At 70.6% G+C, this 22077-nt stretch carries 19 protein-coding genes; 11 read left to right on the forward strand and 8 right to left on the reverse strand.

The features are described 5' to 3' along the window. Positions 1-118 precede the first annotated feature (118 nt). Together ACZ6S6_RS16470 and ACZ6S6_RS16475 are read left to right on the forward strand one after the other, a co-directional pair. A complete protein-coding gene (locus ACZ6S6_RS16470; protein WP_362964827.1) occupies positions 119-1351 on the forward strand; it encodes a L,D-transpeptidase in 1233 nt (410 codons plus the stop codon). A gap of 287 nt (positions 1352-1638) precedes the next feature. After that, the gene (locus tag ACZ6S6_RS16475) at positions 1639-2892 is read left to right on the forward strand and encodes a L,D-transpeptidase (RefSeq protein WP_469706045.1); all 1254 of its coding nucleotides are present in this window, start codon (positions 1639-1641) and stop codon (positions 2890-2892) included. Between the two features lie 164 nt (positions 2893-3056). Here the strand turns inward: ACZ6S6_RS16475 and ACZ6S6_RS16480 are convergent, their stop codons facing one another. From ACZ6S6_RS16480 to ACZ6S6_RS16495, 4 genes are all read right to left on the reverse strand, one after another. Continuing rightward, positions 3057-4199, reverse strand: a complete 1143-nt coding sequence (locus ACZ6S6_RS16480) for a hypothetical protein (protein WP_469706046.1) — start codon at positions 4197-4199, stop codon at positions 3057-3059. 429 nt (positions 4200-4628) lie between these two features. Beyond that, entirely contained in the window at positions 4629-5291 is a 663-nt protein-coding gene (locus ACZ6S6_RS16485; RefSeq protein ID WP_362966155.1) for a 4'-phosphopantetheinyl transferase family protein, read from the reverse strand. After that, positions 5288-6136 (reverse strand): metallophosphoesterase family protein, encoded by an 849-nt coding sequence (locus ACZ6S6_RS16490; protein ID WP_469706047.1) that lies wholly within the window; start codon positions 6134-6136, stop codon positions 5288-5290. Before ACZ6S6_RS16490 ends, ACZ6S6_RS16485 begins: the two co-directional genes overlap by 4 nt. 61 nt (positions 6137-6197) lie before the next feature. Then, entirely contained in the window at positions 6198-8906 is a 2709-nt protein-coding gene (locus ACZ6S6_RS16495; RefSeq protein ID WP_469706048.1) for a helix-turn-helix transcriptional regulator, read from the reverse strand. Positions 8907-9173: 267 nt separating this feature from the next. On the opposite strand from ACZ6S6_RS16495, the gene ACZ6S6_RS16500 reads away from it, so the two are divergent. Next, the gene (locus tag ACZ6S6_RS16500; RefSeq protein WP_469706049.1) at positions 9174-9821 is read left to right on the forward strand and encodes a TetR/AcrR family transcriptional regulator; all 648 of its coding nucleotides are present in this window, start codon (positions 9174-9176) and stop codon (positions 9819-9821) included. 95 nt (positions 9822-9916) lie between these two features. Here the strand turns inward: ACZ6S6_RS16500 and ACZ6S6_RS16505 are convergent, their stop codons facing one another. The 4 genes from ACZ6S6_RS16505 to ACZ6S6_RS16520 form a co-directional block, all read right to left on the reverse strand. Next, positions 9917-10186, reverse strand: coding sequence for a PqqD family protein (locus ACZ6S6_RS16505; RefSeq protein WP_362966147.1), 270 nt, complete (start codon positions 10184-10186; stop codon positions 9917-9919). A gap of 387 nt (positions 10187-10573) precedes the next feature. Next, positions 10574-11338 (reverse strand): thioesterase II family protein, encoded by a 765-nt coding sequence (locus tag ACZ6S6_RS16510; RefSeq protein ID WP_469706050.1) that lies wholly within the window; start codon positions 11336-11338, stop codon positions 10574-10576. A 19-nt stretch (positions 11339-11357) separates the two neighbouring features. After that, positions 11358-11591: an acyl-CoA carboxylase epsilon subunit gene (locus ACZ6S6_RS16515; protein WP_362966143.1), complete on the reverse strand. Its 234-nt coding sequence runs from the start codon at positions 11589-11591 to the stop codon at positions 11358-11360. A 100-nt stretch (positions 11592-11691) separates the two neighbouring features. After that, entirely contained in the window at positions 11692-13302 is a 1611-nt protein-coding gene (locus ACZ6S6_RS16520; RefSeq protein WP_469706051.1) for an acyl-CoA carboxylase subunit beta, read from the reverse strand. Between the two features lie 503 nt (positions 13303-13805). Between ACZ6S6_RS16520 and ACZ6S6_RS16525 the strand changes: the two genes are divergently transcribed. The 8 genes from ACZ6S6_RS16525 to ACZ6S6_RS16560 all read left to right on the forward strand — a co-directional run bounded on the left by ACZ6S6_RS16525 (position 13806) and on the right by ACZ6S6_RS16560 (position 21969). Beyond that, positions 13806-14672, forward strand: coding sequence for an ACP S-malonyltransferase (locus ACZ6S6_RS16525; RefSeq protein ID WP_469706096.1), 867 nt, complete (start codon positions 13806-13808; stop codon positions 14670-14672). Between the two features lie 116 nt (positions 14673-14788). Continuing rightward, positions 14789-15652, forward strand: a complete 864-nt coding sequence (locus tag ACZ6S6_RS16530; protein ID WP_469706052.1) for a sugar phosphate isomerase/epimerase family protein — start codon at positions 14789-14791, stop codon at positions 15650-15652. Between the two features lie 55 nt (positions 15653-15707). Next, on the forward strand, positions 15708-16937 hold the full coding sequence (locus ACZ6S6_RS16535) for a cytochrome P450 (RefSeq protein ID WP_362966137.1): 1230 nt from the start codon (positions 15708-15710) through the stop codon (positions 16935-16937). An 11-nt stretch (positions 16938-16948) separates the two neighbouring features. After that, a complete protein-coding gene (locus tag ACZ6S6_RS16540) occupies positions 16949-17143 on the forward strand; it encodes a ferredoxin (protein ID WP_362966135.1) in 195 nt (64 codons plus the stop codon). A gap of 167 nt (positions 17144-17310) precedes the next feature. Then, a complete protein-coding gene (locus ACZ6S6_RS16545; protein ID WP_469706053.1) occupies positions 17311-18846 on the forward strand; it encodes an AMP-binding protein in 1536 nt (511 codons plus the stop codon). Next, complete coding sequence (locus tag ACZ6S6_RS16550) at positions 18843-20105, forward strand: type III PLP-dependent enzyme domain-containing protein (RefSeq protein ID WP_469706054.1); 1263 nt, start codon at positions 18843-18845, stop codon at positions 20103-20105. The genes ACZ6S6_RS16545 and ACZ6S6_RS16550 overlap by 4 nt, the downstream gene beginning before the upstream one ends. Beyond that, positions 20102-20602 carry a cobalamin B12-binding domain-containing protein gene (locus ACZ6S6_RS16555; protein ID WP_362966129.1) on the forward strand — a complete coding sequence of 167 codons (501 nt, stop codon included), beginning with the start codon at positions 20102-20104 and terminating at the stop codon, positions 20600-20602. The genes ACZ6S6_RS16550 and ACZ6S6_RS16555 overlap by 4 nt, the downstream gene beginning before the upstream one ends. After that, complete coding sequence (locus ACZ6S6_RS16560; RefSeq protein WP_362966128.1) at positions 20599-21969, forward strand: methylaspartate mutase; 1371 nt, start codon at positions 20599-20601, stop codon at positions 21967-21969. The genes ACZ6S6_RS16555 and ACZ6S6_RS16560 overlap by 4 nt, the downstream gene beginning before the upstream one ends. Positions 21970-22077 lie beyond the last annotated feature (108 nt).

Consider the following 22077-nt stretch of genomic DNA (forward strand, 5'->3'; position numbering starts at 1 on the left):
CGAAAGGGAGCGCGCGGCGTCCCGGCCGCGGCTCCCCGAGTGTGGTCTCCCCTCTGTTCTGCCCACGAGTGGGCCCGCGCTCACGTTTCCCCCGAGCGGCCCCGGTCGTTGGGGGGACGTGAACCACGTAGCGAAGAAGGCATGCGCGAGCCAGGTCACCGTGCTGACACGGCCGGGACTGCTCGCCGTACTGGCCCTACTGGCCGTTCTGACCGGCTGTTCGGGCGCGGGCTCGATCATCGGCGGGAAGTCCCGGTCGCCGCAGGAGGCGATCCGGATCACCCCGCAGGACAGGGCCGAAGGTGTGAAACCTGACAGCAAGGTCGAGGTGAAGGTCCCGGACGGGCGGCTGGAGAGCGTCAAGGTGACCCGGATCGAGGACGCGCGGGAGCAGGAGGTGAGGGGCCTGATCGCGAAGGACGGCCTCTCGTGGACGCCGCAGGGAGCGGCGGGCCGGCTCGGGCTCGCCGCCAAGTACAGCGTCGACGCGGTGGCCCTGGACGGCGCGGGGCACCGCTCGGCCCGCCACACCACCTTCACCACGGTGGTGCCCGAACACCGCTTCATCGGCTACTTCAAACCGGAGAACCGGTCGACGGTCGGCACCGGCATGATCGTCTCCTTCGAGTTCAACCGTCCGATCACCCACCGGGCGGCCGTGCAGCGGGCCATCCGGGTGACCAGTGATCCGCCGGCCGAGGTGGCCGGGCACTGGTTCGGCGCCGACCGGCTGGACTTCCGCCCGGCCGCCTACTGGGAGCCGGGCACCGAGGTCACCGTCGAGGTGGCGCTGCGCGATGTGGAGGGGGCGCCGCAGGTGTACGGCACCCAGCACAAGACCGTCAGGTTCACGGTGGGCCGGGAGCAGGTCTCCCGGGTGGACTCGGCCGCGCACACCATGGAGGTGCGCCGGGACGGGCAGCTCGTCTCCACGGTCCCGATCACGGCGGGCTCCCCGACGACGACCACGTACAACGGCAAGATGGTGGTCAGCGAGATGCACGAGGTGACCCGGATGGACGGGCGGACCGTCGGCTTCGGCGGCGAGTACGACATCAAGGACGTACCGCACGCCATCCGGCTCACCGAGTCCGGCACCTTCCTGCACGGCAACTACTGGTCCGACGACGACATCTTCGGCTCGACCAACGTCAGCCACGGCTGCATCGGGCTCCGCGACGAGCAGGGCGGCAGCGGGTCCACCCCGGCGGGCTGGTTCTTCGACCGGACGCTCATCGGGGACGTCGTCGAGGTCGTCAACTCCAAGGACAAGAAGGTCGCCCCGGACAACGGGCTGAGCGGCTGGAATCTGAACTGGACCCAGTGGAAGGCGGGTTCCGCCGTGCGCTGACCCGCCTCGGCTCTCCCCCGCACATCTCGGCTCCGCCCCGGAGCCGTCCGGACGGCGCGGCCGGTGCGGCCGCGCCGTCCGTCGCGTCCGCCCACAGCGCCGGTACCGCCCGCGACCAGGCGAATGCCTGAACGAGTTGGGACGGAACGGTGACACTCCGGGGGAGATCTGTCCGCAGCCGGTGTGATTATCTTTCGCTGAGCGCGCATATGCAGCGCGCGGGGGCGGGAGCCCACGAGCTCCCAGGGCCTTGGCGGGGCCAGGCCGTGCGAGGGGAGACGACCACATTGAACGGGCAGCCGATATCGGGAACATCGGCCGGAGCGAACAGCGGGCGGCGTGGACGTGGGGCCACCGGGCTGCTGGCTCTGGTGCTGGGCGCACTGTTGCTGCTGGTGACGGCGTGCGGCGGTGAGGACACCGCGGGCGGGAGCAAGGGCGGCGGCAAGGGCGGGGCGAAGACCGACGACACCAGCGCCTCCCAGGCGGTGGTGAAGGTCGCCCCGAAGGACGGTGCCGACTCCGTCGCCACCAGCGGGGCGCTGAAGATCTCGGCCGAACAGGGCAAGCTCTCCACCGTCAAGGTCTCCGACGCCAAGGGCGCCGAGGTCGAGGGGAAGATCGCGGCGGACGGCGCGAGCTGGGAGCCGGAACGGCATCTGGCCTCCGCGACCAAGTACAAGGTCCACGCGGTGGCGAAGGACGCGAAGGGCCGTGAGTCGGCGAAGGACACCACCTTCACCACGCTGGTCCCGCAGAACACCTTCATCGGGCAGTACACCCCGGAGGACGGTTCCACGGTCGGCGTCGGCATGCCCGTCTCGATCCAGTTCACCCGTGGCATCACCGACCCGGAGGCCGTCGAGAAGGCCGTGAAGGTGACGGCCGAGCCGGCCGTCGAGATCGAGGGCCACTGGTTCGGCAACGACCGCCTGGACTTCCGGCCGGAGGACTACTGGGCCGCGGGCACCAAGGTGACCGTGAAGCTCGACCTCGACGGTGTCGAGGGACGCCCGGGGGTCTACGGCAAGCAGACCAAGACGGTGTCGTTCACCATCGGCCGCCGGCAGATCAGCACCGTGGACGCGAACTCGCACCGGATGAAGGTCGTCCGCGACGGCAAGCAGGTCAAGGACATCGCGATCTCCGCGGGCGCCCCGGCCACCACCACGTACAACGGCCGGATGGTCATCAGCGAGAAGCTCCGGGTGACCCGGATGAACGGTGACACCGTCGGCTTCGGCGGTGAGTACGACATCAAGGACGTGCCGCACGCGATGCGGCTGTCCACGTCGGGCACCTTCATCCACGGCAACTACTGGGGCGGTTCGGGTGTCTTCGGCTCCTCCAACACCAGCCACGGCTGCGTCGGCATGATGGACGCCCGCGGCGGCGGTGACCCGGGCACCCCGGCGGCCTGGTTCTTCAACAACTCGCTCATCGGCGACGTCGTGGTCGTGAAGAACTCCCACGACAAGACGATCCAGCCGGACAACGGCCTCAACGGCTGGAACATGGACTGGTCGGAGTGGATCAAGTAGCCCTGAGCGCCGTCAAGCAGCGCTGACCGCCGCCTGAGTGACGTCGGCTCCCGGGACCACACGGTGGTCCCGGGAGCCGACGTCGTCGTGGGCGAGTGGTGCGGGGCGGTGTGGAACGGTACTTTTTCCGCACGTATTCGGTACGTACGTAACGGTCCGGTTCGTTACATGGGTGATGTTCCGGGCGGGTATGTCGAATGCGGGGGCCCTTCCGCGGCCTCGGGATTACCCGGCCGGCCGGGCTTTTTCCCCGGCGCGGCTGTCGGGTTCGGCGGAAAGGGTTCGTCGACCAGGCCCGCCCGGGTCAGATGAACACCCGCCTGAAAGCGGCTGAGAGCTCCCTGTTCATCCATTATTTCCGCGATATGGCGACGGCATGTGCGGACCGATATGCCGAGCCGGCGTGCCACCATTTCGTCCTTGTGGCCCATTGCCAGAAGGCGCACTATCGATTTCTTGAGGTCATCGATTGTGTGTGTGGTGCTCTTCGTGTCGGGAATGAGCGGGCTTGCCGTGTTCCAGAGGTTCTCGAAAGCGGCGCAGGCGAACGCGACCACGGCCGGGTCCCGCACCGCGGCCGCCGATGTCACGCCGGCCCCCCGGGGGGAGCCCGGGGAGTGGGGCAGGACGACCGTCTCGCGGTCGAAGGCGACGAGCGGATCGATCAGTTCGGCGCTGGTCCTGACCTCGGCCCCGTGCTGGGTGAGCTCCCGCACCAGGGACCGGGTGACCAGGTCGCCGCGGATGGCGTGCTGGTAGATCAGCCGGGCCCGGACCCCGCGGGCCAGCAGGTCCAGGGTGATGTTCCGGGCGGCCGGGAAGGCCTGGCAGGGGCGGGCGCCACTGGGCAGGACGAGGAGGAGTTCCTCCCGGCAGCGGGCGCTCATCTCGTCGATCAGCGCGTGGAAGGCCGCGGCGTCGGCGGGGTCGCACGTCGGGGGAGGGGCGGCGGAGGGCGGAGCCTCCTGGTCCGGCCGGTTCTCCGCGCCGTCACGGGCGCCGTCCGTGTGACGTTCATGCAGCTGACGCTCGCGCAGTTGCGCTCCGAGCGCCCGTGCCAGCATCGCCCCCGCCTCCTCCGCGTCCACCGGGGCGATGAGTTCGCCCGCGGCGGCAGCCGACCGGATCAGGCCCAGGAGGCGCAGTACCCGCTCCGCGCCGATCGACTGCTCAGGACTCAGGCTCAGACCCGCGGCGACGTCCTCGCGCTCGAACCGGCCCTCGTCCTCGGTGAACCGGTGCGTCGACGCGCCGCGGTCCTGCGGTGTGAACTCCCCGAGCGAGTGGGGCCCTCTGGCTGCCGGCATTCGCTGCTCCCCCCTTGTGCCCGCAGGTCGGTGGGCTTCAACTCTAGGGTATCTGGATTTCGTGAAGGCAAATGGAGTGTGAATTCATTCACGAATGATCCAAAGGTATAACCGTGCAGTGGAGAGGGGAGACGCGGGAAGTTCCGGAAAGTTGTTGGGAAACAAAACAACGGCGTTCGGGGAGCTGACCCGGTGGTGCCGGGTCAGGATGGATTCCCCTCACGCCGAATTGTCTGCAAGGACAATCGGAGCGAGCCTGTTCGATCATGAGCGTAACCGAGGGGGTTGCACATTCAACAGTATTTACTCAATCAATGCATTTCGTTTACTGTCCCTTTACTTGTGTTCAAGTTGTGGCCACGTTTGGGTTCACCGTATGGGGGAAGGGGTTAGTTGAATGTTTTCTCTTTTTCTGTCGTGCGGTTCATCTCACGCGGGCAGCGCGATCGCGGTCACGACGAAACCGCGCCCCACCGTCCAGCGCCCGGAGAACGTGCCGTGCCGCCGCCCGGCCACCTCGGGCCCCGGCACCAGCAGCCGCGCCGAGAAGGTACCCGCCGGGTCGAAGTCGAGCTCCGCCTCCGTGAAGTCGAGCTCGCGCCGGGTCAGCGGGTACCAGGTCTTGAACACCGACTCCTTGGCGCTGAACAGCAACCGGTCCCCGTGCACCTCCGGGCGCTGCCGGGAGAGTTCGGCGAGCCCGGCTCGCTCGCGGGGCAGGGAGACGACCTCCAGCACACCGTCGGGCAGCGGCCCGTTCGGTTCCGCGTCGATGCCCAGTGACACGGTGGCCTCGGTACGGGCGACCGCCGCCGCGCGGAAACCGGCGCAGTGGGTCATGCTGCCGGTCACCCCGTCCGGCCAGCTGACCGCGCCCCGCTTTCCGGGCAGCAGGGGGGCCGGTGGCAGCCCGAGCTGCTCCATGGCGCGCCGCGCGCACAGCCGTACGGTGGTGAACTCGGCGCGGCGGCGCGCCACCGCGCGAGCGATCGCCGCCGTCTCCGCCGGGAAGAGCGCGCAGCCCTCCCGGGGTGACAGGTCACCGAACACGCTCACGGCGGCCACGTCCGGCGGGAGTATGGCGCCGATCATGCCGTGGGCCCCGACGCGGGCTGGGGCAGGATCTGGCGCAGCGGGGAACGGGGCGGCCGGGACCGCCACTCCCGTGGGTACCCGATCGACACCTCCTCGAAGCGGACCCCGTCGTACCAGGTGACCCGGGGGATGTGGAGGTGGCCGTAGACGGCGGCGACCGCCCGGAAGCGCCGGTGCCAGTCGGCGGTCAGCTCGGTGCCGCACCACTGGGCGAACTCGGGGAAGCGCAGGACCCGCGTCGGCTCCCGTACCAGCGGATAGTGGTTGACCAGGACCGTGCCGTACCGGGGGTCGACGGCCGCGAGCCGCTCCTCCGTGAGGGTGACCCGGGCCCGGCACCAGGCGTCCCGCGACGGGTACGGGTCGGGGTGGAGCATGAACTCGTCGGTGCACACCACCCCCGATTCGTGGGCCACGCGCAGGGATTCCTCCTTGGTACGGGTCCCGGGGGCGCGGAAGGAGTAGTCGTACAGGACGAACAGGGGGGCGATCGTGACGGGTGCCTCACCGCCGTACCAGACGGGGTACGGGTCCTCGGGGGTCAGCACGCCGAGGCCCCGGCACAGTTCGACCAGCGCGTCGTAGCGGGCGGTGCCCCGCAGGGTGACGGAGTCGGCGGGGTGGGTCCACAACTCGTGGTTGCCGGGGGCCCAGATGACCTGGGCGAAGCGCTCCGCGAGGAGTTTCAGCGCCCAGGCGATGTCCTCGAACTTCTCGCCGACGTCCCCCGCGACGAGCAGCCAGTCGTCCTCGGACTCCGGCCGGAGGGATTCCGTGATGCGCCGGTTCTCCTCATGGGCGACGTGCTGGTCGCTGAGTGCGAGCAGCTTTCCGTGGGTCACCGGGACCAGTCCTTCCAAGCCGTGCTGATGTCGCGGTCCACAGCGAACCCGGCAGGTCTGATCAGACGGCTTCGGCGGTGGAGACCGCGAGATGGAGGTCCACCGGCAGATCCTGCCGGCGGGTGATGTTGAGTTTGCGGTAGACGCGGGTGAGGTGCTGTTCGACGGTGCTGACGGTGATGTGCAGTTTCAGGGAGATCTCGCGGTTGGTGTAGCCGCTCGCCGCGAGGGTGGCCACCCGGCGCTCGGAGTCGCTCAACTTGGTGTCGAGATCGGAACGGTACTCCTCCGGGGCGCCGCGTCGGTGCATTGCGTCCTGCGGACCGAGTTCCGGGCAGATCTCCTCGCACAGCGACTCGGCACCGCACTCCCTGGCCAGGTTCCAGGCCCGGCGGATCACCGCGTCCGCCCGTGCGGGCTCGGCGACCGCCCGCAGGGAACGGCCCAGCGCGGCGAGCGAACGGGCCAGTTCCACCCGGTCGCCGGAGCGGCTCAGCTCGTCGACCGACTGGTTCAGCAGGGCGAGTTGCTGGCGAGGATCCGAGGTCACCGCGCGTAGACGAAGACTGATACCGCGTACCCACGGCCTGCGCGCGTCCGGATCGGCGAACTGCTGCTCCACGAGCGCCTTGGCCCGCTGCGTCTCACCGAGCCGGAACAGCGCGTCGGCCGCGTCGGTGCGCCAGGGCAGCATCGCCGGCCGGTCCACGCCCCAGCTCTTGGCGAGCCGGCCCGCTTCCAGGAAGTCGCCGAGCGCGGCATGGAGTTGATGCGTCGCCATGAGGTAGAGACCGCGGGCCCGCAGGTAGGAGAGGCCGTGGGTGCTCTTGAACAGGGTGTCCGCGACGGGCTGGTGGAGCTGCCGGGCGACCGCCGCATGGTCCCCCATCAGCGTGCGCGCCCGGATCAGGGTGGCCGTCGGGCTGCCGATGAACGCGCTGCTGCTCTGCTCGGGCAGGCAGTCCAGCGCCCGGCGCGCGTACTCCTCGGCGGCGTGCAGATCGCTCAGGCGCAGCAGTACCGCCGCGAGCACGGAGGAGAACAGGGCCTGCCAGGCGGGGGCCTTCTGCCGCTCGGCCTCGGCGATCAGCTCGCGGCAGCAGACGGCGGCCCGTTCGGGCTGACCGAAGTATGCGAGGGAGCGCAGCGCGCGCATGACCGGTTCCAGCGTCTCGTCGGTGAGGACGGTCGTGCGCAGGAAGCGTTCGGCGGCCGTGGTCTCGGCGCTGTTCTCGGCGTCGGCCGCGGGTCTTCCCCCGCCGGGTTCTCTCGGGTCCTCGATCCGGACGCCGGAAGTGCCCGGCCCCTCGGCCGGACGGGGGCCGTATCCGTTCCCCGTGCGGGCCCCGGCGCCGCTCGCCGCGGTATCGCTGAGAATCATGGACATCACCTCGGCCGCCTCGGCGATCCGGCCCTGGGAGGTGAGGAGTTCCGCCAGCGGCGCCAGACGCTCCGCGGCCAGCCGGCCGGACCGGAGCACCGCGAGCGGGGCGGACAGGTGCTTCTCCGCCCGTCCCGGATTGACCCGCCAGGTGACGGCCGCGAGCCGGGTTTTGATGTCGGCCCGCTGCTGCTCGTCGCGGCTCAGTTCGTGGGCGAGTTCGAGCGCCTTGGTGGCACGGGCGGGGTCGCCGTGGGCCAGCAGGTCCTCGGTGGCCTCCCGCAGCACGTCCACGGCCCAGGTGACGGCGGTGAGCGATCCGCCCAGCTGGGCGGCGGCGAGCAGATGACCGGCGACCCGGGTGACGGATTCGCTCTCCAGGTGCAGGAGTTCGGCGGTACGCAGGTGCAGGCCCGCCAGCACGTCGGCCGGCACCTGGTCCAGGATCGCGGTCTCGGTGTGCGGGTGCGGGAAGCGGTGACCGTTGAGAATGCCGGAGGTGGACAGCGAGGCGACCGACTGCGCGGCGGCGAAGGCCGGGACGCCCAGGAGCCGGCCGGCCCGCTCCGGTGTGTAGGCGTCGCCCAGCACGGCGAGCGCCGCGCCCAGGTCCAGCATGTGCGGTCCGCTGTGCCGCAGGCAGGTCAGGACGGCCTGCCCGAACAGCCCGCCCTGCTCGGGGCGGAAGGCGCCGGTGCCGGTCGGGGCCGAGCGGTACTCCTCCAGGAGCGCGCGCAGCAGCAGCGGGTTGCCCCCGCTGATCGCGTGCAGCTCGCCCGAGAGCCCCTCGCGCGGTGTGGGGCCGCGGGAGCCGGCCGCGACGCGCCGGCTTCCCTCGGGGCTCAGCCGCCGCAGCTGGATGCGCCGCACGTTGCGGCTGCGCAGCAGCTCCGTGCAGAAGGCGGCGTCCTGGCCCTCCTGGTAGAAGGGTGTCGTGAGGACCAGCAGGATCCTGGCGGAGCGGCAGTGCCGGACGAGGTGCTGGAGATAGCGCAGGGACGCGCTGTCCGCGTGGTGCGCGTCGTCCACGGAGATGACGACCGGGGTGCCGGCGCTCAGCCGCTCCAGCGCCGCCTGGAACTCCCGCATCGCGCTGACCTGCGGCTGGCCGTCCGATGCCATGGACGCCTCGGGCAGCGCACCGGCCGGGGCGTCCCCGGTCAGCTGTCGCATCAGGCCGAGCGGCAGCGCCCGTTCACTCGGTGAGCAGTACGCCCGCAGGGCCAGCTCGGCGCCCGTGTCGGTCCATTCGGCGAGGGTGTCGATGAGTTCACTCTTGCCGCATCCGGCGGCTCCCTCGACGAGGACGATGCGGGTCGCGCCGTTCCGGCACTCATCGAGTGCGGTGCGCAGCGCCTGGACTTCCGGCTCTCTTTCGGCAAATTCCACTCTGTCCCCCGAACGCCACGCTGCAGATTGACTTGTTCCGGCATTGGGAAAATGCCTCAAAGGAACATGTGTGGCGTATCTGGAACGCGTGTGCGTACGCCACACGCCTCAGAGTGTGGCGCACGCTCGGCGCATCCTCTAGTGGCCACAAGCTGCACGCGCGGCGGGGCGGCGTTGCCATCGATGGTCACGGTCCAACGCTTGTCAGTTCCGCAGGAGTTCGGTCGGTCTAAGATGCCCCGACGACTTCAAGGCAAGGGTGGTGCTGTGGGTCACCGTGAAGATCTTCTGGAAGGCGCTAAGCGCTGTCTCCTGGAGAAGGGGTTCGCCCGTACGAGCGCGCGGGACATCGTGGCGGCGTCCGGAACCGCTCTGGCGTCCATCGGCTACCACTACGGTTCAAAGGACGCCCTGCTGGTGCAGGCGTACGTCCAGGCGATGCAGGAGTGGGCGGACGAGTTCGGGCCGGGCACCGCGATCGGGGCCGACCTCGAATCCGCATCGTCGACGATCGAGCGCTTCGAGATGGTCTGGAACCGCATCGTCGAGATCTTTCCGGAGCGCAAACCGCTGTGGGCGCTGAGCGTGGAGGTCGCCGTGCACGCGGAGAACCAGCCCCAGATGCGCGAGGGGCTCTCCAGGGCGCAGCCGTTCGGCTGGCCGGCGCTGGTGGCGCTCTTCCACGGCGTGGACGAGAGCGAGGTCGACGAGCAGATGGCGGTCACCCTCGGCCGGTTCTACGCCGCGTTGCTCAACGGGGTGATGTCGCTGTGGCTGTTCTCGCCGGAGACCGCGCCCTCCGGGCGTGACCTGGCCGAGGCGATGCGGGCCATTCTGGTGCTGCACCAGGGTGCCGCCGGTACGGGCCCGGTCGCCGGTACGGGCCCGGCCGCCGGTACGGGCCCGGTCGCCTGAACGGGGCCTGCCGCGGCTGCCCGAAAGGGGCGTGAGCGGGGTTCGACGGGCGATCGGGTGCCGGGGAGGGGGCGGGTGCCGCGGCCGCCTCCTCCTCAGAGCTCGTCGCGGACCAGGCCGGCGTCGCGCAGCTCGCTCACCCAGATGTCCATGTCGGTACGGGTGTTCTCCGGGTCCGTGCACCACAGCTCGGCCAGCATCTCGGCCGCCGGGCCGAGTTGGCCGTTGTGCTGGCGCAGCGCGATCCACATGGCGGCGGCGACGGGGCTGCACCGGTAACTGGGGCCGTCCGTCGTGGTGAGGAATTCGAGGCACCCGTCCTCGGTGACGCGTGAGGTGACGCCGTGCTCTGGTCGTACCGGCACTCTGGCCTCCGTAGTCGATAGCCGGTCGGTGACGGCCAACCATGGGAAGGAGGCGTGACCGTGTACGCGGGGCGGGATGGGGATGTGTGTCAGGCCGGTGCGTTCACGGGCGCCGACCGGGACTGCCTCGCACATCGGCTCCTGAGGGCAGACTGCCCGATGCCGCGATAGACGCTAGTCTAGTACGGTCGTCTAGATTCTGGTGAGGGAAGCGCAACTCTGTCCGGATTACATTGGACGGGGCATGAAACACACATGCCCCGGAGATGACTCCGGGGCATGCGGCAGGGGGCTTCCCGAGATCGACGCCGGTCCGGGCCGCCCCACACAGGTCCTAGACGCGGGTGACCGGGCGAGCGGGCCGGACGGCCCGCCGCACCCGGCGGTTCACGGTCCCACCGCGGTCACGCCCATGCGCGCGCGGATCAGGTCGAGGACCGCGGCCACGTGGGAGTCCAGGAAGAAGTGGCCGCCGGGGAACACCTTCAGCTCGAACGACGCCGTGGTGTGCTCGCGCCAGGACGCCGCCTCGTCGGTGGTCACCTGCGGATCGTCGTCACCCACGAGCGCCACGACGTCCAGGCCGAGCGGCGGCCCCGGCCGGTAGCGGTAGGTCTCCGCGGCCTTGTAGTCGCTGCGGATCGCCGGGAGGATCATCCGCAGGATCTCGGGATCGGCCAGCACCGCGGAATCCGTCCCGCTCAGCTGGGTGATGTCCGCGATGAGGCGGTCGTCGTCCGCCAGGTGCACGGTCTCCTCGCGCACCCGGGAGGGCGCCCGGCGGCCGGAGGCGAAGAGCACGCCCGGCGGTGTCCCCGCGGCCTCCAGCCTGCGGGCCACCTCGAACGCGAGTGTGGCCCCCATGCTGTGGCCGAACAGGATCAGGGGTACGTCACCCCAGGGGCGCAGCTCCTCCACGACGAGGCCGGCCAGCTCCTCGATGTCCTCGACGCAGGGCTCGTTCCTGCGGTCCTGGCGGCCCGGATACTGGATCGCGAGCACGTCGACCGCCGGGGACAGCGCCCGCGACACCGGGAAGTAGTACGTGGCCGATCCGCCCGCGTGCGGGAAGCAGACCAGGCGGGCGCGCGCCTCGGGCGCCGGATGGAATCGCCGGATCCAGGGTCCGGTCTCCCGGGAGTCGTCCGTCATCAGTGCTCCACATCCTTACTCATCGTGCCGCCCAGCTTCCTGGCGGCCGGTAGTGAAGCGGCGCGCTCCACCGGGGTGCGGCGCCGGAACGGGTGTCCGGACCGGCCGCCGGGGCGCGGCGCAGGCTCAGCAGCGCGGCGGTCACCGCGGCGATCTCCTCGCGGGACGGCGAGCCGCCGAGGAAACGCAGCGCCGGTCCGGTGCGGTCCGGGCCCGCGGTCCGGGCCGCCGGGGCATGGGCGGGAGCAGTCATGGGGTGGGTCACTCCTCACAGGTCGCAGTTCACATGTCGTCACAGTTCACATGTCGTCGCAGGTCGCAGGTCGCAGGTCGCAGGTCGCAGTTCACAGGTCTCAGGTCGGGGGGTTGCCGTGCTTGCGGGCCGGGACCGGCGCGTCCTTGGTCCGCAGCATCGCGAGGGAACTCACCAGCACCGCACGGGTCTCGGCCGGATCGATCACATCGTCGACCAGACCGCGCTCCGCCGCGTAATAGGGGTGCATCAGCTCCTGCTGGTACTCCTTGATCCGCTGCTCACGGGCTGCCGCGGGATCGGGCGCGGCGGCGATCTCCCGGCGGAAGACGATGTTCGCCGCACCCTCCGCGCCCATCACGGCGATCTCGTTGGTCGGCCACGCGAAGGACAGGTCGGCCCCGATGGACCGCGAGTCCATCACGATGTACGCACCGCCGTACGCCTTGCGCAGGATGACCTGGACGCGGGGGACGGTCGCGTCGCAGTAGGCGTAGAGCAGCTTCGCACCGTGCCGGATGATGCCCTGGTGCTCCTGGTCGGTGCCCGGCAGGAAGCCCGGTACGTCGACCAGTGTGACCAGGGGGATGCTGAACGCGTCGCAGGTCTGGACGAACCGCGCCGCCTTCTCCGAGGCGTGGATGTCCAGCACCCCGGCCTGCGAGGCGGGCTGGTTCGCCACGATGCCGACCGTATGGCCGTCCAGCCGGGCCAGCGCGCAGATGATGTTGGTGGCCCACTGCGCGTGGACCTCGAAGAAGTCCTCGTCGTCGACGATCTCCCGGATCACCGCGCGCATGTCGTACGACTGGTTGGCGTGGTGCGGCACCAGGGTCAGCAGGCTCTCGCACCGCCGGTCCGCCGGGTCGTCGGTCGGTGCCTCGGGCGGCAGTTCGCGGTTGTTCGCGGGCAGCAGGGAGAGCAGGTGCCTGACCTCCTCCAGGCACTCCGCCTCGTCGTCGTACACGAAGCCCGCCGCGCCGGAGACCGTCGCGTGCACCTCCGCGCCGCCGAGCTGTTCGTGTGTCACCCGCTCGTTGGTGACGGCCTGGACCACGTCCGGGCCGGTGATGTACATCTGCGAGATGTCCCGCACCATGAAGACGAAATCGGTGAGCGCCGGCGAGTAGGTCGCGCCGCCCGCGCACGGCCCGAGGATCACACTGATCTGGGGAATCACCCCGGACGCCCGCACATTGCGGCGGAAGATCCCGCCGTACCCGGCGAGCGCCGTCACACCCTCCTGGATCCGGGCCCCGGCCCCGTCGCTCAGACCCACCAGCGGAGCCCCGGACGACAGCGCCAGATCCATCACCTTGTGGATCTTCTGCGCGTGCGCCTCGCCCAGCGAGCCGCCGAAGACCCTGAAGTCATGCGCGTACGCGAACACCGTACGGCCGTGCACCTGGCCCCACCCGGTGATCACCCCGTCCCCGCTGGGCCGCCGGTGCTCCAGGCCGAAGCCCGTGGACCGGTGCCGCCGCAACGGCTCCACCTCGCGGAACGTGCCCGGGTCGAAGAGCAGCTCCAACCGCTCCGGAGCGGTCAGCTTGCCCCGGGCGTGCTGCTGTTCGGTGGAGCGCGGACCCAGTCCCTCACGCGCCGCGCTCTTCAGCTCCGCCGCCTGAGCCACCAGCGAGCGCAGATCCGGCCGGGGCGCCGGGGAGCTGTCGCCCACACTGTCCGACGGGGCGTCCTGAATCACTGTCATGGTCCCACCCATCCATGGCTCGACGGTGCGCGGCGGTTTCCTCCACCGGCGCCGGAATCCGGATAACCGTCCCTCATTGAAGACCCGGCGCGGCCCCGTGCCCTCCCCTAAGTTGTCCGGCACCCCCCTACGACGGGTCCGCGAGGCCTGGGCCGTGTCCGCGACCCGCCCCGTCCGGTCCTGACGCCCGACCCTTAGGGGCTCTACGGGGGACCGCCGAGTGGAACCGAAGTCCCTTTACGCCGACCGGGCCGCAGGGCGCCGAGCCCCCACCAGCACGCGGCGTCAACGGAATTGGGACCCGAAACCTTAGGGGTTTTGGCGGCGGCGGGCAGACCTCAGCCTGGGTCCCGACCGGTTCGGAATCGAAGCGCCCGACGGGCTGATCGCGCCGGGACGACGTGCTGAAGGGCAGGAACACCATGAGAGACGACTTCCGCACCGGCGCTGCGCTGGTCTTCCCCGGCATGAGCCCCACGCGCTTCCAGGACTCGGCCAAATTCATGCTGATCAACCCGGTGGCCCGCCGGCTGGTCGCCGACGCCGACGACGCGCTCGGTTACTCACTCGTCGACCGCTACCGCGAGGCCGAGGGCGACTACAGCGAATACGCGCAGGTCGCCTTCCTCGTCAACTGCCTGGCCCTCGCGGCCTGGGCGCACGACCGCTTCGACCCGGAACCCGCGCTCTGCGTCGGACCCAGCTTCGGCGGAAAGACCGCGGCCGCCCACACCGGCGTCCTCGACTTCGCCGACGCGGTCCGCCTGACCGCCGGCTGGGCCAGGCTCCTGGAGTCCTGGTTCGCCGAGAACCACCAGGACGTCGTCACCCACTCCTTCACCCGAGTCCCGCTCCCGGAACTCGACCGGGTGCTCGCCGAACTCGACGAGCGCGGCGAGTGGTACGAGATCTCCTGCCACGTCGACGAGGACTTCCACATGGTGTCGCTGCGCGCGCCCGTACTCGACTGGCTGGGCAAGCGGCTGCGTTCGGTGGGCGGCCTGCCGCTGTACACGATGCGCCCGCCCATGCACGCGAGCGTCTTCGCGCCGCTGCGCGAGCGGGCCGAGAGGGAACTGTTCGCCCCGCTGACCTTCCACGATCCCCGCGTCCCGATCGTCGCCGACCAGGACGGCACCCTGCTGACCACCGGTGACCAGGTCCGCACCATGCTGCTGGACGGCTTCGTCCGCCCGGTCCGCTGGCCCGTCGTCGTCGACTCCCTGCGCCGCCACGGCGTCGGCAGGCTGTACGTCGCGGGACCGGACAGCCTTTTCGGCCGGGTACCCGTCACCACCAGGAGCTTCGACGTCGTCGCCGTGGACCCCAGGACGGCGCTCCGGCCCGTCCGCCGGAGCCTCGCCGCCTGAGCGCGGCCCGGTCGCCCCGGACCCAACGCACCTCCGGTGGGACGCGCCCAGGCCGGCGCCGCGTCCCTGCCACCGGAACCAGGACCGGCCGCGGACTTCCGAGCGAGAGGTACACCATGACTCTTCTGACCAGGACCGACCTGGGATTCGCCTATCTGCAGCTGACCGGGTCGGCCTGGCAGGAGCCGGTGCGGTACACGCTGGAGGAGCGGCTGGCGGCGCTGGCCGAGAACAACTGCGTCTCGATGGGCATGAGCATCGAGGAGCTGGAGACGTTCCTCGCCGAGTACTCGGCGGACAAGCTGCGCGGACTGCTCTCCGAGTACGCGATCCGGCTGCACGAGCTGGAGGTCCACTTCGGCTGGAACGCCGGACCGGAGGAGAGCGCCGCCGCCCTGGAGACGGAGACCCGCTTCTTCGACCTGGCCGAGATCGCCGGCATCCCCTCCGTCAAGACCTGTGCCGTCTACCCGCCCGGTGTGGAGATGCCCCCCACCGAGGTGCTCGCCGAACGCTTCGGCGCGATGTGCGACCGGGCCGCCGCGCGCGGAGTGAACGTCTCCCTCGAAGCGATGGCCGTGATGCCCGGCTTCACCTACCAGGTCGCCTCCGACATCATCGCCGCCGCCGACCGGCCCAACGCCGGTCTGCTCGTCGACATGTGGCACCTCTTCCGCGACCCGACGGGCACCGGCTCGATCGACCAGCTCACGGGCGCGCAGATCGCGGGCGTCGAGTTCGGGGACGCCCCGCGCACCCCGTCCCCCGACGTCATGAACGAAGTCCTCAGCGGCCGCATGCTGCCAGGCGAGGGCGACTTCGACATCACCGGGCTGCTGCGCAAGCTGGACGCCAAGGGTGTCGACGTCACCCCGGCGGCGGAGGTCCTCTCCGCCGACCTGCGCGCCCTGCCGCTCAGCGAGAACATCGCCCGCACCGCCGCCGCCGTGCGCGCCTCTCTGGAGAAGGCCCGTGGCTGAGCCGGCCGTGGCCGCCCCGCACCCACCGAGCGCAGAGACCTCTGGAGAAGGAACCATGTCCGATCTCGTCGACGCATGCCCGCACGCCCAGCCCCGCCCCTTCCCCCTGGAACGCACCGGCTGCCCCCTGGACCCCGCACCGGAGTACGCGGTCCTGCGGGAGAACGAGCCGGTCTCCCGGGTCAAGCTCAAGTTCAACGGCCGTGAGGCCTGGCTCCTCACCCGGTACGAGGACGTCCGGCAGATGCTGGTCGACCCGCGGTTCAGCGCCAACATGGCCGACCCCGGCTACCCGCTCCAGTTCCACTTCCCCATGGAACTGCTCGGCAAGGTCAAGCCCGCCCTGCTGCACATGGACCCGCCGGAGCACACCGCGCACCGCATGATGCTGATGCCGGAGCTCAGCGTGAAGCGCGTCGAGGCGATGCGGCCGCGCACCCAGGAGATCGTCGACGAGTGCGTCGACGCGATGCTGGCGCAGGGCGGCCCGGTGGACCTGGTGTCCATGCTGTCGATGCCCGTGCCGTCCATCGGCATGTGCGAGCTGACCGGTGTTCCGCACGAGTCGCGCGACCTGTTCCACCGCTGGGTCACCCTCCTCGTCACCCAGGGCAGCGCCGAGGAGCACGCCTCGGCCAACGCCGAGGTCGAGGTGCTCCTCTACGAGCTCATCGCCGAGCGGCAGAAGAACCCCGGCGACGACCTGATCAGCAGTCTGCTCCAGCGCAACGGGGAGAAGAACGAGCTGGAACCGTCCGACATCAGCGCCCTGGTACGGGCCATGATCGCGGCCGGCCACGAGAGCACCGTCAACGGCATCACCATCGGCGCTCTCGTCCTCCTCCAGCACCCCGAGCAGGCCGACTGGCTGCGCGCGCACCCCGAACTGTCGGGGCAGGCCGTCGACGAGCTGTCGCGCTACTCCAGCATCTCCGACCACGGCACCGTCCGCGTCGCGCTGGAGGACGCCGAGATCGGCGGCCAGCTGATCCGCAAGGGCGAGGGCGTCATCTGCTCGCTCTCCGCCTCCAACCACGACCCGGCCGTCTTCAAGGACCCCAACACCCTTGACCTGAGCCGCCGCGAGGCACGCCACAACGTCGCGTTCGGCTTCGGACGCCACCAGTGCGCGGGCCAGATGCTCGTCCGCATGCAGCTGGAGGTCGTCTTCACGACCCTGCTGCGGCGCATCCCCGGACTGCGTCTCGACGCGGCCCTGGACGAACTGCCCTTCAAGGCCAACGCCCTCATCGACGGCGTCCACGAGCTTCCGGTGACCTGGTAAAGGAGTTTCCCATGCGTGTGATCGTCGACAAAGAGCGCTGTGTCGCGGCCGGTTCGTGCGTGATCACCTCGCCCGCGGTCTTCGACCAGGACGAGGAGGACGGCAAGGTCGTCCTGCTGATCGAGACGCCGGACGAGAAACTCCGCGACGAAGTCCTGGAGTCCGTCAACGTCTGCCCGGTCGCGGCGCTGAGCGTCGCCGACTAGGACAGCCCCCAGGTACGGGGCACAGCCCCCGAAACCGGGGCACGGAACCCCACCCCCCCGCTTAGGTTCCGTGCCCCGCCCCCCCCACGCCCCCCGAAGAGCCCGGCCCCCGTCGCGCGACGACGCCGGCCCGCTCGCCACCCACACCCGAAAGCGACGTTGGAACCGTGGAGAATCCGAACACCACTTACGCGCCGACGGCGCACGGGAACGGCGGGACGGTCCATTCCCTCCTCGACGACGCGACCGCCGACACCCCCGACGGGCGGTGCCTGCACGACTCCGCCGGCGAGGTGACGTACCGGCGGATGGCCGAACTCAGCCACGGCTTCGCCGCCTGGCTCACCGAACGGGGCGCGGCCCGCGGTGACCGGCTGCTGGTCCAGCTCCCCAGCCGGCGGGAACTGGTGGCCATGGTCTACGGGGCCTCGCGCCTCGGAGTGATCCTGGTGCCGCTCAACCCCGCGATGAAGGAGTACCACCTCCGGTCCGTCATCGAGGACGCCGAACCCACCCTGATCATCGGGGACGGCCCCACCACCGAGGTACTCGGCCGGGCCGCCGGCCTCCCCGTGCACGACCTCGCGACGATCTGGCCCCACGTCGAGGAGGCCGCCGGCCGCCCGGCGCCGCCGCCCCTGGACATCGCCGCCGACGACACCGCGTTCCTCGTCTACACCTCCGGCTCCACCGCCGCGCCCAAGGCGGTCGTGTGCCCGCACGCGCAGGTCGTCTTCGCCTCCCGCGCCATCCAGGAAGTGCTGGGCTACCGGCCGGACGACGTCGTCTTCTGCCGCTTCCCGATCTCCTGGGACTACGGCCTGTACAAGGTGCTGCTCGCCTGCCTGGGACGCTCCCGACTGGTCCTGGACGGCGGCGAGTCCGACCTCGTACTGCTGCGGCGGATGCGGGAGACCGGTGCGACCGTGGTGCCCATCGTCCCCTCGCTGGCCACGATGATCGGCACCCTCGCCCGGCGCGACACCCAGGACCCGCCCCCGGTGCGGATGTTCACCAACACCGGCGCCGCACTGCCCGCCCACGCCGTCACCGCCCTGCGCGAGGCGTTCCCCGGCGTACAGGTGGTCCGCCAGTTCGGCCAGACCGAGTGCAAGCGCGTCTCCATCATGCCGCCGGACCAGGAACACGACCGCCCCCAGTCCGTGGGCCTGCCCCTGCCCGGCACCACCGTCCTCATCCTCGACGCCGAGGGCCGGCCCCTCCCGGCAGGCGAGAGCGGCGAGATCGTCGCCGTCGGCCCGCACGTCATGCCCGGCTACTGGCGCCGCCCCGAACTCTCGGCGCGCACCTTCCGCCGCGACCCCGCCACCGGGGCGCTGCGGCTGCACACCGGCGACTACGGCCGGCTCGACGAGGACGGCTACCTCTACTTCGAGGGCCGCCGCGACGACATGTTCAAGCGCAAGGGCATCCGGATGAGCACGGTGGAGATCGAGGCCGCCGCCATGGACATCCCCGGCGTGCGGACCGCCACGGCGCTGCCGCCCACCGACACCCGGGACCTGGTCATCTTCGCCGAGACGGAACTGCCCCCGCACACCGTTCTGAAGGAACTCGCCGAGCGTCTGGAGTCGGCCAAGGTGCCCGCCCAGTGCCGGGTCCTGGACGAACTGCCGCTGAGCCTGCACGGGAAGAACGCCCGGCAGCTGCTGACCGAGATGATCGACGGGGAAGGGCGATGAGCCGCTACCAGGCACTGGCCGAACGCTTCGGCACACCGCTGTACGTGTACGACCTCGACGAGATCGAGGCGGCCCGGCAACAGCTGTCCGACGCACTGCCCGAGGAGTTCACCCTCTTCTACGCTCTCAAGGCCAACCCCCACCCGGGGCTGGTCCGGGCCCTGCGCGAGGGCGAGGGCCGCCACTGCCGGCCCGAGATCAGCTCCACCGGCGAGCTGGAGTCCGCCCTCGCCGCCGGCTTCCGCGGCGAGGACTGCCTCTACACCGGCCCCGGCAAGACCGCGGGAGAACTGGACGAGGCGATCCGCCTGGGCGTCCGCGTCTTCTCCACCGACTCGGTCTCCGACGTCCGCCATGTCGCCGACGCCGCCCTGGCGAACGGGGTGAGTGCCGACTGCCTGCTGCGCGTGAACAGCGCGACCGCCAGTGCCACCAGCAGCATCCGGATGACCGGCACCCCCTCGCAGTTCGGCTTCGACAGCGAGACCCTGGCCGACGTCGTCCCCGAGCTGCGGACGGTCGAGGGCGTCCGCATCACCGGGATGCACTTCTTCCCGCTGAGCAACGCCAAGGACGAGGAGAGCCTCGTCGGCGAGTTCCGCCACACCATCGAACTGGCCGCCCGCCTCCAGCAGGAACTGGACCTCCCCCTGCGCTTCCTCGACATCGGCGGCGGCTTCACCGTGCCCTACGCCGTGCCCGGCGGCCGGGGTACGTACCCCAAGCTGCGCGGCGAACTCGCGGCCGCGCTGGACACCCACTTCCCGCGCTGGCGGACCGAGGGCCCCGAGATCGCCTGCGAGTCGGGCCGCTACCTGGTCGGCGCGAGCGGCACGCTGGTCGCCTCGGTCAGCAACGTCAAGGTCAGCCGCGGCCGCAAGTTCGTCATCCTCGACGCGGGCATCAACACCTTCGGCGGCATGTCGGGCCTGGGCAGGCTGCTGCCCGTCGCCGTCGGCACCGAATCCGGGGAGTGCGTCGAATCCGCCAGCCTGGTGGGCCCGCTGTGCACGCCCGGCGACATCCTCGGCCGCGAGATCGACCTGCCCGCGCTCGCCCCCGGCGACCTGGTGACGATCCCCAACGCAGGGGCGTACGGGCCGACCGCCAGCCTGCTGATGTTCCTGGGCCGCCCGGCCCCCACCGAGGTGGTCGTACGGGGTGACACGGTGCTGTCCGTCTCCCGGATCGAGCACAGCCGCTCCTACGCGACCGTGGACGAACCGTCCGCGGACACCGTGGCGGGAGAGACCGCATGAGCGCCGGCCTCACGCACGGCGCCACGAGCGCCGTGAGCGCGGCGGGCGACCGGCGCGGCACCGTGATCGTCACCACCGTGGCCTCCGACTCCCACACCTGGAACCTCGTCTTCCTCCAGCTGCTCATCGAGGAGCTGGGATACGAGGTGATCAACCTGGGACCGTGTGTCCCGGACCAGGTACTCGTCGACGCCTGCCGGGAGACCGCCCCCGAGCTGGTGGTGATCAGCAGTGTCAACGGGCACGGCCACCAGGACGGCCTGCGCGTCATCGACGCCCTGCGCACCTGCGGTGAACTGGCCTCGACCCCGGTGGTCATCGGCGGCAAACTCGGCGTCGCCGGGCAGCAGAGCGACGCGGCGATCGGTGAGCTGATCTGCGCCGGTTTCGACGCCGTCTTCGACGACGCCTCCACCACCACCAGGGAGTTCAGCCGGTTCGTCGGCGCGCTGCCCACCGCCCCCCGCGCCCTGGAACGTACCGAGGTCGTGGCGTGAGACCGGGCGCGCGCCCGCTCCGGCGGACGACCGAGGGGGCGCGCCCGGTGGACTTCGGAGCCTTCGTCCGGGCCAGGAGCCGCGCCGGCGAACTGGTGGTGCAGCCCCGGATGGGGTTCAGTGACCCCGCCACCATGCGCGCCGGACTGGCCGCGACCCGCGCCGCCGACGCCGCGACGGTCGGCACCATCACCCTCGACAGCTATACCAGGGTCGGCGAACTGGCCTCCGTGGAGAGCGCGTTGCGGGCCGGGGCCGATCTCAACGGCTACCCCATCGTCAGCTACGACCGGGCCGTGACCGGGCAGGTTCTCGCGGGCATCAGGGACGAGGCGTTCCCGGTCCAGGTCCGGCACGGATCGGCCGTCCCCGAGGACATCTTCGCCGCGCTGCGCCGGACCCTGATCAACGCCACCGAGGGCGGCCCCGTCTCCTACTGCCTCCCCTACGGACGGACTCCGCTGGACGAGTCCGTACGGAACTGGGGCCGCTGCACCGAGGATTTCGCACAACTGCGGGAATCGGGCGTGGAACCGCATCTGGAGACGTTCGGCGGCTGCATGCTCGGGCAATTGTGCCCACCCAGTCAGCTGGTGGCGATCAGTGTGCTCGAAGCGCTTTTCTTCTGCGCGCACGGAATACGCAGTGTGTCGCTCAGCTATGCCCAGCAGACCCACCCGGGACAGGACCGGGAAGCGGTCGCGGCTCTGCGGCGGCTCTGCGCCGAATTGCTCCCGACGCCCAACTGGCACGTGGTCATCTACGCCTACATGGGCGTGTACCCGACCACGGACGAAGGCGCCTATCTGCTGCTCGACGAAGCGACGCGCCTCGCCGTCGACTCGGGTTCGGAACGGCTCATCGTGAAGACGGTGGCGGAGTCCCGCCGCATCCCGACCGTCGCGGAGAACGTCGCCGCGCTGGAGTCCGCGGCCCGCACCGCCAGGGCGGCGCCGTCCGGCGACCCGGCCCCCACCGAGGCCGACTCGCAGACATACCTGGAGGCCAGAGCCCTGGTCGAGGGCGTACTCGAACTGGCCCCGGACATCGGCCACGCACTCGTACTCGCCTTCAGACAGGGCGCTCTGGACATCCCGTACTGCCTGCACCCGGACAATCACGGCCGGGCCCGCAGCTACATCGACGGCGACGGCCGGCTGCGGTGGGCCGGCATCGGGCGGCTGCCGCTGGCCGGGCTCGTCGGCCGGGCCCGCGGCCGGGAGGTCACCTCGGCGGGACTGATCGCCGACCTCTCCTACGTACAAAGGGCATTCGACCGGACGGCGATGGAGTCCGGTGACTTCCGGGACCGCGAAGGTGCGGACATCGCACCGGCCGGACACCGGGCACTCTCCCGCGACGAATAGCGGGCGGGATCTCAGGTCTTAGGGGGGCTCTAGGGGCTGTGCGCGGCCTTTCGCCTTCATAGCGTGACCCGCAGTGGTGCGGTTCCTTGGTGAATTCCGTCCGGCGAC

The sequence above is a fragment of the Streptomyces sp. NPDC048671 genome (genome assembly GCF_055587045.1).

What these genes read in the sequence shown, in the direction of transcription:
- ACZ6S6_RS16480 (WP_469706046.1), bottom strand. Translation starts at nt 4,199, where the DNA reads ATGCCGGCAGCCAGAGGGCCCCACTCGCTCGGGGAGTTCACACCGCAG.
- ACZ6S6_RS16485 (WP_362966155.1), bottom strand. Translation starts at nt 5,291, where the DNA reads ATGATCGGCGCCATACTCCCGCCGGACGTGGCCGCCGTGAGCGTGTTC.
- ACZ6S6_RS16510 (WP_469706050.1), bottom strand. Translation starts at nt 11,338, where the DNA reads ATGACGGACGACTCCCGGGAGACCGGACCCTGGATCCGGCGATTCCAT.
- ACZ6S6_RS16515 (WP_362966143.1), bottom strand. Translation starts at nt 11,591, where the DNA reads ATGACTGCTCCCGCCCATGCCCCGGCGGCCCGGACCGCGGGCCCGGAC.
- ACZ6S6_RS16520 (WP_469706051.1), bottom strand. Translation starts at nt 13,302, where the DNA reads ATGACAGTGATTCAGGACGCCCCGTCGGACAGTGTGGGCGACAGCTCC.
- ACZ6S6_RS16525 (WP_469706096.1), top strand. Translation starts at nt 13,806, where the DNA reads ATGCTGATCAACCCGGTGGCCCGCCGGCTGGTCGCCGACGCCGACGAC.
- ACZ6S6_RS16530 (WP_469706052.1), top strand. Translation starts at nt 14,789, where the DNA reads ATGACTCTTCTGACCAGGACCGACCTGGGATTCGCCTATCTGCAGCTG.
- ACZ6S6_RS16535 (WP_362966137.1), top strand. Translation starts at nt 15,708, where the DNA reads ATGTCCGATCTCGTCGACGCATGCCCGCACGCCCAGCCCCGCCCCTTC.
- ACZ6S6_RS16540 (WP_362966135.1), top strand. Translation starts at nt 16,949, where the DNA reads ATGCGTGTGATCGTCGACAAAGAGCGCTGTGTCGCGGCCGGTTCGTGC.
- ACZ6S6_RS16550 (WP_469706054.1), top strand. Translation starts at nt 18,843, where the DNA reads ATGAGCCGCTACCAGGCACTGGCCGAACGCTTCGGCACACCGCTGTAC.
- ACZ6S6_RS16555 (WP_362966129.1), top strand. Translation starts at nt 20,102, where the DNA reads ATGAGCGCCGGCCTCACGCACGGCGCCACGAGCGCCGTGAGCGCGGCG.